The 14071-nt window shown below is 45.7% G+C and carries 12 protein-coding genes; 8 read left to right on the top strand and 4 right to left on the bottom strand.

Annotated elements, in window-relative coordinates; genetic code table 11:
- Window positions 1–2796 (bottom strand): glycosyl hydrolase family 28-related protein, encoded by a 2796-nt coding sequence (locus E7747_RS05700; RefSeq protein WP_136414667.1) that lies wholly within the window; start codon window positions 2794–2796, stop codon window positions 1–3.
- A gap of 283 nt (window positions 2797–3079) precedes the next feature.
- Here E7747_RS05700 and E7747_RS05695 point away from each other — a divergent pair, with 283 nt between their 5' ends.
- Entirely contained in the window at window positions 3080–5842 is a 2763-nt protein-coding gene (locus tag E7747_RS05695; RefSeq protein ID WP_228449265.1) for a glycosyl hydrolase, read from the top strand.
- Window positions 5779–6234 (top strand): glycosylhydrolase-like jelly roll fold domain-containing protein, encoded by a 456-nt coding sequence (locus tag E7747_RS16935; protein WP_228449264.1) that lies wholly within the window; start codon window positions 5779–5781, stop codon window positions 6232–6234. Before E7747_RS05695 ends, E7747_RS16935 begins: the two co-directional genes overlap by 64 nt.
- A 174-nt stretch (window positions 6235–6408) precedes the next feature.
- Here the strand turns inward: E7747_RS16935 and E7747_RS05690 are convergent, their stop codons facing one another.
- Window positions 6409–7173: a YczE/YyaS/YitT family protein gene (locus E7747_RS05690; protein ID WP_136414666.1), complete on the bottom strand. Its 765-nt coding sequence runs from the start codon at window positions 7171–7173 to the stop codon at window positions 6409–6411.
- Between the two features lie 160 nt (window positions 7174–7333).
- The gene (gene purN, locus E7747_RS05685) at window positions 7334–7906 is read right to left on the bottom strand and encodes a phosphoribosylglycinamide formyltransferase (protein WP_136414664.1); all 573 of its coding nucleotides are present in this window, start codon (window positions 7904–7906) and stop codon (window positions 7334–7336) included.
- A 159-nt stretch (window positions 7907–8065) separates the two neighbouring features.
- On the opposite strand from purN, the gene E7747_RS05680 reads away from it, so the two are divergent.
- From E7747_RS05680 to E7747_RS05660, 5 genes are all read left to right on the top strand, one after another.
- The gene (locus E7747_RS05680) at window positions 8066–8497 is read left to right on the top strand and encodes a SufE family protein (protein WP_136414662.1); all 432 of its coding nucleotides are present in this window, start codon (window positions 8066–8068) and stop codon (window positions 8495–8497) included.
- 13 nt (window positions 8498–8510) lie between these two features.
- Window positions 8511–9299: a tRNA (guanosine(46)-N7)-methyltransferase TrmB gene (trmB, locus tag E7747_RS05675; protein WP_136414660.1), complete on the top strand. Its 789-nt coding sequence runs from the start codon at window positions 8511–8513 to the stop codon at window positions 9297–9299.
- A 64-nt stretch (window positions 9300–9363) separates the two neighbouring features.
- Window positions 9364–10461, top strand: a complete 1098-nt coding sequence (locus tag E7747_RS05670; protein WP_136414658.1) for an Mrp/NBP35 family ATP-binding protein — start codon at window positions 9364–9366, stop codon at window positions 10459–10461.
- 164 nt (window positions 10462–10625) lie between these two features.
- Window positions 10626–11468, top strand: a complete 843-nt coding sequence (locus E7747_RS05665; RefSeq protein WP_136414656.1) for an endonuclease I family protein — start codon at window positions 10626–10628, stop codon at window positions 11466–11468.
- Window positions 11366–12313 (top strand): hypothetical protein, encoded by a 948-nt coding sequence (locus E7747_RS05660; RefSeq protein ID WP_394366328.1) that lies wholly within the window; start codon window positions 11366–11368, stop codon window positions 12311–12313. The genes E7747_RS05665 and E7747_RS05660 overlap by 103 nt, the downstream gene beginning before the upstream one ends.
- Window positions 12314–12410: 97 nt before the next feature.
- On the opposite strand, the gene panB is transcribed toward E7747_RS05660, so the two are convergent.
- Window positions 12411–13232, bottom strand: a complete 822-nt coding sequence (panB, locus tag E7747_RS05655) for a 3-methyl-2-oxobutanoate hydroxymethyltransferase (protein ID WP_123613733.1) — start codon at window positions 13230–13232, stop codon at window positions 12411–12413.
- Window positions 13233–13555: 323 nt separating this feature from the next.
- On the opposite strand from panB, the gene E7747_RS05650 reads away from it, so the two are divergent.
- Entirely contained in the window at window positions 13556–13990 is a 435-nt protein-coding gene (locus E7747_RS05650; RefSeq protein WP_123613734.1) for an HIT family protein, read from the top strand.
- The last annotated feature ends 81 nt before the right edge of the window (window positions 13991–14071 follow it).

Genomic DNA, 14071 nt, shown 5'->3' with positions numbered 1-14071 from the left:
TTACTCTATCTTATTTACTGAAACTGTAGTGATTGTAGCATCACGCCCCCTGATTCCAATCAAAACTGTCATTGGAGCGACAAGAACAAACCGACCATTGTCATAGACTTCTATCCGGTTTCCATACATATCCTTCACCTCTTGAAATATCTCTCCTTTCCCATTCCATTCAATCTGATAATGTCCGGCATCCAGATGGATACCCTGATAAATCAGTCCTTCGATGATTTTTATTTCTCCGATGACAGAATCATCCATATTTCCGACATACGACCAGTAAGCAAGCCGGTCTGTAAAATCATTGTTCTTTATCCGATTAGCCCCTGACAGTCCGCAATCCGTAAGTAATGTAGTCGGTTCGACTCCATTGAGTTCAAGAGATGAAAGATATTCATTATCAAATATGCGCAGGTTTTTCACCGGTGCATAATCATCCGTTTCCGTATTGTCGAACGGCTTACCGTCAAACGGATTGTCAGGCCACGTCCCTATCGAATGACCACCTCTCAAGATGCAATCGCGCACTTCTATATCATCTATCTCGCTAAAATCTTGCCTCGGGTTAGTCGAGCCCCACGGGATAATAGCGATAGCTTTGCCTGCTCCACCCCTCGAACTGTCGATATAACTGCTGAGAACTTCTATATGCCTTACAGATGAATCAATTGAATCAACCCTTTCACGCCAATCTCCTCCACGTGGATCCATGTAACTGCTGCATAGGACAATACCGTCATCATTTGATTCGAATACACATCTTGCAACCCGGACATTTGTCACGGCATTTCCGAAACTCAGCCCGTCACCGCTAAGACATGAAACATCATACATTTTCAGATTTCCGATAAAAACACTGTCAGCCCTATAAAATATGGTATGATAGTTACTGCATCTGACTATATCTATATCGCAGATTTCAACATGTCTAGTATTGCACACTGCTATCGGGACTATATGTATACGGTCACTGCATGTCCGTGCATAGTGTAGCCATGCCGGATTCTCGCTATAAGTATCGTCCATACGAATTTTCCCTCCTCCTGTAATTTTGACATTCTCGGTATCTTTAGCCAAGATAAAAGGACGGTTAGTATACATACAATGAGTCCACGGAACACCGGGAATCACATTGTCGTGCCCATATTCAGGAGGATAATCCACGTAATGAGCATGACGCGGAGACTGCCGCAGGATCACTCCACATTCGATAACAAGCTCTACGTTCCTGCGCAATTCAAGATTTGTCGCTATATACTGTCGTTCAGACTTCTCATTTGGCCAACAATTAAGAATAACCCTTCCGCCTCCTTGAGAGAATGCTGTATCAATAGCTCTTTGGATTGCCGCATTATCATTTGTAATGCCGTCCCCCTTTGCGCCGAAATCATTCACTGAATAATCAGAGCCGGATATGGAAAAACTATAAGGATTATCAATAAAATCACTCCAATTTTCAATAAAGAAAGGTTCTCCAACAGGCACGGTAGTCCCATCAGGCAGTCGTAAGGCCGCTTTAAATCTACTGCTGAGATGTGACATCTTGCCATCATGACGTGAGTTAGGTATATCTGTGATTTTAAAATTGCTTCTCGCCTGACATTCTCCAACCTTTTCAAGACTGTCAAACGGCAGTTCCGATTGCCAGAACGGGGCATGACGCACTTCTATCATCCCCCCTTCCATAACGTAACATCCATTAATACACCCCTCTATTGTCACTGTATTATCAACCGCTTTACAACTCGTTATCTCACCGGCATTATGACATATCACATCTTCCCTCTCAAATGATATGCGATCAATATTCAGTGTTCCACATCCACCCACAGGCTCAATCCGAATCTTGGACAGTCTGCCTTTCGCCCCGGATTTATCAGAAAGATTAAACTTTATAAGCTGTAAACCCGAAGAACCTGCCATAGCCACGGTTTTAGAATTTCCCGGCATTATATCCCGGTTATTGTCCGTAGCAAAATAAAGACGCAGACTATCTGCACTACTATAGTTTTCAAGAGCAATCATAACAGTATTTCTCTGCTCTAGAAGCGGACTATACATGTTGTTATGGCTTCCGACCGTCTCGATTTCTATAGCATCTCCATCTTTAAAATCAACTGAAACAATTCCTTTGCTACGATATATGTCTGGATCACCGATTTTCCGCAATACCGCTTCAGAATCCGGGATTTCAAAATCAAGGTCAAGCGGTTTTCCGGCAGAAAATCCGTCAACCATACATCGTACACCCGACCAAAGATGATGACTATCGTTGTTTACCGATATTTCTATCGACACTATATCATTCAGAAAGGGACACTCATGGATATCGAAAATAACACTCTGCCAAAGTGTGGGTATTATGTCAGCCTCTCCGCAAAACTGTTTTCCATCTGATGATTTCAATGTAAGACGAGTATGGCAACCACGACCGGGACCTTCCGATATTAATATTCCATATTGCATCATCGGAGTCTCGCTTAAGTCAATCGGATCGGTATAATTTTTATAGACAGTGCGCCAGAGGTCAGCACTGATTCCATCAGGAAATATTATCTCAAGGCAGCTTTCTCCTTCATAATATGATTGAAGAGAGTTATTAAGATTCAACTCAGCCCCGGCATCAAGCGATAAGAATCCTTCAATGGAGTCCTCCCAAGAAGCCAAAACGACTTTCTCTACCAGCGAACATCGGTTAGATACATTTATCCCTGAAGGAAAAGTGCTTCCAGTCAGAAGACAACTGTTACCCATTTCCAGAATAAGAAACAGAATGATGTATAAAAAATTTTTTCTCATACCAAGTGCTTCATGTCAGGATTATGATAAATAATCATAATGCAAATATAAAAAATTCCACCTCCAAGAGATTTCTCCTATTGTGTCAAAAATGTTGTCATGTGTTGTCACCACCCTATACTCACAACCGTATTGCACATATCCGACAAAAAATGGCACAGATAACAAATGCTTACGAATCATATATCAGTTATCTTTGCCAGAAATTAAAAGCCTCGCCACTTTTAAAGTATATCACATTATACGATAAGCAAATCAAACCTCATCACATTTTCAAATCACCATGCGGCTAAATAACCTGATTCTCTCCCTGTCACTGTTAGCAACAAGTTGCATCATACAGACTGCCTGTACCAACCAGTCATCATCGGCTTCAATCTCCACGATTGAGGAAAGCTTCATGACCCCACCCGATTCAATCCGTATTGCGACTTATTGGTACTGGCTTAACGACAACTTGTCGCCTGAAGGCGCAATCAAAGACCTACAGGCCATGAAAAAGGCCGGGATAACGCGCGCGCAGATCGGCATGATTGGAATTGAAGGTCTTCCGAATGGGAAAGCTACCTATGACAGCGAGCTTTGGTGGAAGACACTTCATCAGGCGTTGAAAACCGCCGGTGAACTTGATATTGAAATCGGAATATTCAATTGTCCGGGCTGGAGCCAGTCAGGAGGGCCGTGGATTTCACCGGCTCAATCCATGAGACATATAGTATCGGCTGAAACAACAGTCGAAGGCCCCGGATTACAGAAAATAACCCTACCGGCTATTGAGAATGCCTGTCAGGACGAAGCCGTGATAGCCTATCCCGCTTTTGAGTCTGAGGCATTTTCAAAAACAAATACAATCTTGAAAACAGAAGGTAAGCCACTTACCTCGTCAATCAAACTCGACAAACCGGAAACACTACGCAGCCTGACTGTTGAAGTCTCCAGACCAATCCGCACAGAAGCCGCAATTAAAGCTAAAATAAACGGTGAGTGGAAAGAGTTGAGACGATTCGACATTGACAGATTTAATGATCAGAATATAGTAGGGTTCAATCCTTATGCCCCAATCGTCATATCCATACCTGAAATCCGGACAGATGAGGTTACACTCGAATTAGGAAATAACGGCTCCGGGGAAATCAAGGTGACCCTATCCGAATGCCCGAAAATTGAGAGAACGGCAGAGAAACAGCTTGCAAAAATGTGTCAGGAACCGCTGCCTATGTGGGACTACTACATGTGGGCAAATCAGCCCGTCTACACAACATCAGAATGGACAATCAATCCTGAAAAAGTTGTCGTGCTGACATCTGATGTCAATAACGGAGTGCTGACATGGGATGTGCCTGAAGGGCGTTGGGTAATTTCACGCATTGCGATGGCTTCTACAGGCGTTACCAATTCTCCGGCAACACCTGCGGCCACAGGACTTGAAGTCGATAAGATGAGTAAAAAGCATCTTCAAAGCCATTTCGATGCCTATATCGGAGAAATACTGCGTCGCATTCCGGCCGAGGACCGCAAAACATTCCGCATCGTCGTAGAAGACAGTTATGAAACAGGAGGACAAAACTGGACCGATGGACTGATTGAAAAATTTACGGAGCAATACGGTTACTCACCTTTACCATATCTCCCCGTCCTTCAAGGCATTCCTGTTGGAAACAATGAGGAGTCAGACCGTTTCCTTTGGGATTTACGCAGACTTGTCGCAGATCTCATCGCGTATGAATATGTCGGTGGATTAAAGGAAATTTCAAACAGACACGGACTAACAACATGGTTAGAGAATTACGGCCATTGGGGATTCCCGAGTGAATTCCTGCTGTATGGAGGTCAAAGTGATGAAATAGCCGGTGAATACTGGAGCGAAGGTACATTAGGAGACATTGAAAACCGTGCGGCTTCATCCTGCGGACACATTTATGGTAAAAATAAAATATGGTCAGAGTCATGCACCGCAGCAGGAAACCCGTTCGGCCGTTATCCGAATGTTATGAAACAGCGTGTCGACCGATTCTTTACAGAAGGTATAAATGCCTCGCTGCTCCATCTTTTCATCCATCAGATGGAAACTCCTGAAGAACCCGGCATAGCAGCATGGTTCGGAAATGAATTTAATCGTAAAAATACATGGTTCGAGCAACTTGACCTTTTTACCGATTATCTTCGCCGCTGCAATTATATGCTACAGCAGGGACGTTACATAGCAGATGTGGCATACTTCATCGGAGAGGATGCTCCCAAAATGACAGGAGAATGCAATCCTCCCTTACCAGAAGGTTACTCGTTTGACTATATCAACGCTGATATACTTAAAAATCATGCTACTGTCAAGAACGGACGTCTGATTCTCGACAGCGGAATGGAATATAGTGTTCTCGTGCTTCCGGCACAGGATACGATGCGTCCTGAAATGCTTGAATGTATCGAAAATTTCGTAAAGAATGGTTTGACAATCGTAGGTCCGGCACCTGTACGTTCTCCAAGTCTTGCAAACTATCCGGAGGCCGATAGGACTGTAAATGAAATCGCAAAACTCATGTGGATTCCGGGCCAGAAAGTCAGCAGGTATAAAAACGGTAATGTATGGAATGATAAAGCAGAAATGTCTGAAATCTTTACCGACTTAAATCTGAAGCCCGATCTTTCCGTAGAAAATGGAGAACAGATGCCACTCTACATCCATCGCAGTCTTGACGATGCAGAGGTCTATTTCATAGCAAATCCAACTGAAGACAAAATTTCGTTAAATCCGACATTCCGCGTCAACAATGGATACACTCCTCAGCTATGGAATGCAACCGACGGCTCAATACGTAACCTCTCTCAATTTAAGACACACGAATCCGGAGGTATTACTGTCCCGATGGAACTTGAGCCACTTGAAAGTGCGTTTATAGTATTCCGAAATGATGCCGTCGCACCAACTACATACTCAACCAATTATCCCAACCCCGATATAATCTCGGATCTTACAGACAAACCGTGGACTATAGAATTCGATGCCAAGCGTCAAGGACCGTCACAGCCCTTGCAATCGACTCTCTGATTGACTGGAGTACACATCCGGACAGGTCTATTGCCAACTATTCAGGAAAAGCTGTCTACACAACAGAATTTAATCTTCCAAAACTACCTGAAGGCCAAACATTCTTAGACCTTGGGAAAGTCATGGTCATGGCAAAAGTAAAAATAAACGGAAAATATGCCGGAGGAGCATGGACATCCCCCTATCGCGTTAATGTCACAGAATTACTGACAGAAGGTAAAAATACACTTGAAATAGAGGTTGTCAACACTTGGCGCAACCGACTGATCGGAGATGCAGCCCTCACACCCGAATCAAGGGTCACTTGGACAAATTTCGAGTTGGTTCAACCTGACGAACCTCTTCAATCCTCAGGTCTGATAGGTCCGGTTCGTATAATAAGCTATAACTAACCTTTAGTTCTACAAACATGATTCCAATTCTACAAACCTTAAATCGACTCATCACCTGACATAAAACACTTTCTATTATATCCTTTGAAGCCATAATCAATTATGACACACAAGCCCCAAGACTCTACCGCGTGGTTAAATCTTGGGGCTTATTATAAATATATGTATTAACGTTTAATTAAAGTGCCGGTAGATATAGCGTGCGAGGCCATATACGTAGCGGCGGAAACCGGGGCGATAATATAGAAGACGGTTGAACCATTCCATATGAGGGTCAAGATATCTGACTGTTGCCCCGACAAAAATCATGGCTATCAATGTTCCTATGCCTACCACATGCCACTGCCATTGTCCGAAGTAAAAATAGCCCAGCGACACAGCTATCGCAACGAGGCTTATGTCAACCATGATTTTGGCTTTCGCAAACGGAATTCCGCTGGCCTTAGTAACTGCAACAGTTATACCCTCGCCCGGCATTGTCACCGATCCACACCGTATTTCCAACGATATTCCTATAGCCAACACAAGACAGCCCATCAGCTGCATGACAATCTGCCATATCAGACCGTCGCCGGTAAAAGCCGATGTCAGCCACATATTTATATCCAATAAAAATCCAAATACAAAACCTATGATAAGCTGAAAAAGCTGTACGAGATGAAAGCGACGGCGGAGAATCAGGATCTGCAACCCTACAAGAAAAAAATTCATCACATACGTATATTCTCCGATCGTAAGTCCCGGAGCTTTGGCCGCCTCTCCGGCAAGCGACATCACAAACGGAATCGTTGAAATCACGCTACTTCCAAGATTAGACCTCACGCTGAGGGCCACACCAAAAGTCATTATAAACAATGATACCAACAGAAGCACATGCTGCCAGATGAATGATATGATTTTTTCTTTGGCCGTTGTTTCCGATTGCGATAGTGTATTCATAATTATTCAGTCATTTCTCACTGCAAAATTAATCAAAAACCGTGAAATAACGTATAATAATCCTATCCCCCAATCATTCAGCTCGTACTAAACAGTACGTAGACGTTTGATGGCCAGCAATTCATGACAACATTTCATGTGAAGCACAGCCATTCATACGTTATCCCCCGAAAAAAGTCTCGTCTATCACACGGGCAAAATGTTCACGTTCGAGCTCATGCACTTTTTTTTCGACATCCTCAGCCGTGTCAGACTGCTCCACAGATGTACGGGCCTGAAAAATCATTCGACCTTCGTCACACATCTCACTGACATAATGGATAGTAATACCCGTCTCTACTTCGCCGGAATTGACAACCGCCTCATGGACATGACGGCCATACATTCCTTTTCCTCCGAACTTAGGAAGAAGCGAGGGATGGATATTGACAATCCTGTCGCGATAACGCTCAATCAGAAACGACGGAACCATGAGCAGGAAACCGGCAAGGACAATAACGTCAATCCTATGCGACTCAAGGAGTCCCAGCATCGACTGCCGGTCATTTATTTCATCCCTTGACATCACGACCGATTCCACACCAAGCCTTCCGGCCCTTTCAAGAACCTTCGCCCCGGACTTGTTGCAGACCACAAGAGCCACTTCACCCGAAGAACCCTTTTCCTGAAAATACCTTATTATATTCTCGGCATTGGAGCCGTTGCCTGATGCAAATATCGCAATCCTTTTCATGTCAGTTATCGATTTCGAGAGCGTGAAGATATGAATTTTATTCTGAAGTAAAAAATTATGATCCGATCTTACAGGTTATATCTCATTCTGTTTTTATGGAATGACAAGGGAATTTTGTACTTTTGCGAAATAATATGTTTATAAAAAAACACTGACAACATGACTATTGACCAGATACAGAACGACATTGTCGAAGAGTTCTCAGAAGTCGATGACTGGATGGACCGTTATGCCATGATTATCGACCTCGGCAACAATCTTCCTGAAATAGACGAGAAATACAAGACTCCCGACCACCTCATCGAAGGTTGCCAGAGCCGTGTATGGCTAAACGCCGATCTCACACCCGACGGAAAGGTACACTACATGGCCGATTCCGACGCAATCATCGTCAAAGGGATAATTTCGCTTCTGATTCAGGTGCTTGACAACCAGACTCCTGACGACATCCTTAATTCCGATCTCCATTTCATTGATGACATAGGTCTTTCGGAACACCTGTCGCCTACCCGCTCCAACGGCTTGCTCGCTATGGTAAAACAGATGCGTCTTTACGCCCTTGCCTTTCAGGCAAAACAAAACATGAAGTAGAAATAACCGACAGATGGGAAAAAACAAACTGAAAAAATTTGCCGAGATGGAAACTCTCGGATGCGTGTATCAATATCCTCAGTCGGTTCTCGAAAGCAAAGGCGACTGTCCTCTACGCGGCAACTGGGCTAAGGAGGTGTTTGGCAACTCAAACCCTATAGTCCTCGAACTCGGATGCGGAAAAGGCGAATATGCTGTCGGAATGGGCAAACTCTATCCCGACCGCAACTTCATTGGCATCGACATCAAAGGGGCTCGCATGTGGACAGGAGCAAAGGAGGTTGATCAACTCGGACTGACCAACGTAGCATTTCTGCGCACATCAATCCATCTGCTCCCACGCTTTTTCGCGCCGGGCGAGGTATCCGAAATCTGGATTACATTCCCTGATCCACAGATGAAGAAAGTCAACAAACGGCTTACCGGCACACATTTCCTCGACATCTACCGTCAGGTTCTTGCATCGGAAGGCGTGATACACCTCAAGACCGATAGTCCTTTCCTCTTTGCCTACACGACGGCGATGCTTGACCATAACTCAATCCGTCCGCTCCACACCACAGCCGATCTCTACAACTCAGATGTAAATGAAATAGTCCCACCTATACGGACCTACTACGAACAGCAATGGCTGGGACGCGGAATACCGAGCAAATATATTGCTTGGCGACTTCCCGGCTCAGACGTGGCACTCGATGAACCGCAGGTCGACATCGAACCCGACACTTACCGTTCATTCGGCCGAGGAGTCCTCCAGTCATCAGCCGATCCATTTTACGAAACAAAGAATCAGGAGAATTGAACATTCTGCCGTAAAAATTTGTTAATACATCAACCCCATCTTTTCCTATAATACCACTCCATTCATGCAACTATATCCAGCGCTTATTACAGATGCACTCCAGACAGTCCGCTATCCGGGCAACGGCAAAAACCTCGTCGAAGCAGAGATGGTCGAAGACGATATACGCATTGACGGTGACAGTGTGAGCTTCTCACTCATATTCGACAAACCTACCGACCCGTTTATCAAATCAATGGTGCGTGCAGCCGAAACCGCCATACATACCTATATTTCTCCTGAAGTCAAAGTCACGGTCAACGTAGCCACCCGGCAGCAACCTGCCACAAAGAACGCACCTGTACTCCCCGGCGTAAAGAACATCATCGGAGTCTCATCCGGAAAAGGAGGAGTAGGCAAATCGACTGTCGCCTCCAACCTTGCTGTAGCACTCGCAGCCGAAGGCTACAAAGTAGGTCTTCTTGACGCTGACATCTTCGGGCCATCGATGCCTAAAATGTTCGGTATTGAAGACGAACAACTATATATCCATGAAGTCGACGGCCGCCAGCTGATACTCCCGATCGAGCGATATGGAGTGAAACTCCTGTCAATCGGTTTTGTAGTCGACAAGGAAAAGGCTGTACTCTGGCGCGGTTCAATGGCTTCCAATGCACTCAAACAACTGATAGTCGATGCCGATTGGGGCGAGCTTGACTACTTCGTCATCGACATGCCTCCGGGAACAAGCGACATCCATCTCACTCTCGTTCAGACACTCCCGATCACAGGTGTGGTAGTCGTGACAACCCCGCAGGAAGTAGCTCTGGCCGATGCCCGTAAAGGTATTGCTATGTTCCGTGAAGAAAAAGTGAATGTCCCCGTACTCGGTGTCGTAGAAAATATGGCCTATTTCACCCCGGCCGAACACCCCGACGAACGCTACTATATTTTCGGAAAAGAAGGTGGAGTCAGACTCGCTGAGAAACTCGGCGTACGACTTCTCGCCCAGATACCCCTCGTAGGGTCTATAGCTGACTGTGGCGATTCAGGAAAACCGATTGCTCTGACTGAAGGTGTGACCGCACAGGCATTCACCCATCTGGCCCATGAGGTTATTGACTCAGTTGCCGAACGCAACCGAGAACTCCCGCCAACACATAAAGTTGAGCTGAAGCACTGACAAGTGCTTCAGCCCCCTCTCCTTCCTCCTGTTTTTTCCGATACGCATACCCCCACACCGTCCATTCATCACTCTCACAGCTGGTTCCTCCATTTTTATAGCTTAGCATACAACACGGTCTGATTCTGACAGACTTTTTTCATCACTATTTCAACCGTTTTTACATGAGATTTTCACTACGCTTCTTTTCATTGGCGGCATCCGTTTCAATGGCTATTCCTGCGATGATAGCCGAGATTCCGGCCGGTTACTACTCTCGGCTTGAAGGCAAGTCAGGAGCTGCACTGAAAACCGCAGTCTTCGACGTAATCAATCCACACACTCCGGTGTCGAGCTACAGCAATCTTCCCCGCTACTTTGAACGCACCGATGTCTATCCCGAGTCGAAACAATGGTGGGATATGTACTCTAACGTACAGCGTTTCGCCCCATCGTTCTCCGGCCTCAACCGCGAACATGCTTTCCCCAAGAGCTGGTGGAAACTCGACGGCAGTGTAGAATACACACCGGCCTATGTTGACCTCAACCATCTCTACCCTGCCGACGGTCCTGCAAATCAGGCAAAAAGCAACTATCCCCTTGGCGTAACCGCCGCTAATCCCAAATTTGACAACGGGGTCAGCAAAATCGGTTATCCCGTATCAGGACAAGGAGGCGGCGCACAGTATGTATATGAACCGGCCGATGAATACAAAGGAGATTTTGCAAGAGCATATTTCTATATGGTGACATGTTACCAGAATCTTACATGGAACAGCACATGGATGCTCCAACAGAACGAATACCCGACTTTAAATTCATGGGCTGTCGAACTTTTGCTCAAATGGCACAGAGAAGATCCTGTCAGCCAAAAGGAAGTCGACCGAAACGAAATTGTCTATGAGTATCAAAACAACCGTAACCCATATATAGATTTTCCGGATCTTGCCGAATATATCTGGGGAACGAAAGTTGGCGAAAGCTTCTCGCCCGGCACATCCGATATCCGACAGGCGACCCGATACTGATCAATCCCGTCAACAACACATCTCTTGATTTCGGACAAGTCGCCGCCGGTAAGAAAACCACCTCTATATTATATATAAACGGTGAGAACATCGTGGGCAATGTATCTCTGCGTATAAGCGGAACCGACCGCAACATGTTCACGCTCGATCAGGCAGCCTCGACACCGTCGCTCACTACTTCAATCTCAGCATCGCTCATCAACGCAGCCACCGGCTATCAGCTTCAGGTCACCTACGCCCCGACATCGACAGGAAGCCATTCGGCCAAAATCACCATCTATGACGCCAACCTCAAGGGCAGCACCACGGTCAATCTTCTCGGAGAAGCACTCGAAGTTCCGACACTTAGCCGTCTGACAGCCTATCCCGCGTCTGACATAACCGAAACCTCCTACAAAGCCACATGGTCAGAAGCACCTGAAGTTGTCGACTACTATCTGCTCACGCGCCAGCGTTTCGTTAACGGCAATATGATTGAAGAAACAATGGAATGTGATGAGAACTACGCTATAATCGATGATTTCAACGGTAGCGAAAACGAGAATTATTATGTGCAGAGCAGTCGGCTCGGCTATCTTTCAGAGCCATCCAACATTATTTCAATAAGCCATTCCGGCATCAACGGAATCAGCGAGGACGCACCGCTATCGGTTGAAAGCTATCCCAGCACACTCCGTTTCCGCTGTGGAACGACACAGACCGCAGGACGCATCTATGACACAACAGGACGCACCGTAATGCTCCTCCCGGAAATCTCCGACGGACTGGAAATCACCCTTCCCTATGGCATCTACTTTATCGTGACTGCCGAACACCGGACTCCGGTCAAGCTCATTGCCCGTTGAGCATGGTGAACGGTAAAAAGCAAAAATAAACACTACACCCGGCATCAGACATCTTATCTGTCTGCGCCGGGTGTAGTGTTTATTTCTATAGAATTTCTCAGTACTGTTCGCTCTCGTTCGGAAAATCGGTGCTCTTGACATCCTTGATATAATTGCCGACAGCATCCTCGACAATTGTACCGAGATCGGCATACCGGCGAAGGAAACGCGGAGAGAATCCCTTGTTGATTCCAAGCATATCCTGCATCACAAGCACCTGACCGTCGCAACCGTTACCTGCGCCAATACCTATTGTCGGGATAGAGACGCTTTCCGACACCTTCGTGGCAAGCGCTGCCGGAATTTTCTCCAGAACAATGGCGAAACTGCCGACCTGTTCAAGTAATTTGGCATCCTCAATCAGCTTCTGTGCCTCAGCCTCATTGCGGGCACGCACATTGTAAGAGCCGAACTTATTGATGCTTTGAGGTGTAAGGCCAAGATGTCCCATTACAGGTATACCGGCACACAGTATCCGTTCAATCGACTCTATAATCTCGGCACCACCTTCCATTTTTACAGCCTCGGCACCGCTTTCCTTCATAATGCGGATTGCTGAGTTCAATGCTTCGATTGAATTGCCCTGATATGTGCCGAAAGGCATGTCGCAGACCACAAGCGCACGCTTCACACCACGGACCACACATTGAGCGTGATAAATCATCTGGTCAAGCGTCATAGGCAATGTGGTCGGATAGCCGGCCATCACATTTGCGGCTGAATCACCGACAAGTATCGCGTCCATACCGGCCTCGTCGACCAATTTAGCCATCGAATAGTCATAGGCGGTAAGCATAGCTATCTTCTCGCCTTTTGCTTTCATCTCAATGAGGCGACGGGTGGTCACCTTACGTGGATCTTCAACTGTGTATGTTGACATTTTTGTTGTTTTTAATGATTCTAAAATAGGATTCATTGACGACCAACCGTACATCATAAACCGCCGGCGAGCCGTAGCCATAAAACAAAGTCCGACAAAAGCATGCCAGACCCATTTTGCGCGGACAAAGATATTAAGTTTATTTCACCTGACAAAAGTTTTCTCTACTGAAAATATTTACGGTATATGACTGCCTCATGAACATACACTCCATTCAAAAAGATTTGGTTACGATTGGTTATTTTCCTACTTTTGCATGACACGACAAGAAATACCTTGAAAACAAACATTATAACCAATCACCAACAAAAATATTCAAAAACATGAAAAGTGATCCCAAAGACTGTCTCTACTGCACGAATAACGAGACTCTTCACAATCTTATGATTGAAATAGCCAAACTCGACGTTTCGCGAGTATTTCTCTTCAAGGAACAGACATATCACGGACGATGCCTCGTCGCTTATGACGGACATGTCAACGACCTTTTCGAACTTTCTGACGACCAACGTAACGCCTTCATGAAAGATGTCACCCGCGTGACCCGTGCGATGGACAGCGTGTTCCACCCTGAAAAAATCAACTACGGCGCTTATAGCGACAAACTCTCTCACCTCCACTTCCACCTCGCACCCAAATATGTCGACGGACCGGACTACGGCGGCACTTTCCGCATGAATCCCGGAGAAGTCTATCTGTCCGACGAGGAGTATGCCGATATGGTGGGAAAAATGCGTGAGGCATTGACGGAAATTTAAAAATTTCTCTGTATATTTGCATCGGGGAAACCGGCTGATTTCACATAGTGAGAAATCCCGGATTCTCCGATTTTTCACGTT

It is taken from the genome of Duncaniella dubosii (genome assembly GCF_004803915.1).
GTDB classification, from domain to species: Bacteria; Bacteroidota; Bacteroidia; order Bacteroidales; family Muribaculaceae; genus Duncaniella; species Duncaniella dubosii.
The sequence above is the reverse complement of the archived record's forward strand: the minus strand, read 5'-3'. Positions and strand labels throughout refer to the sequence as shown.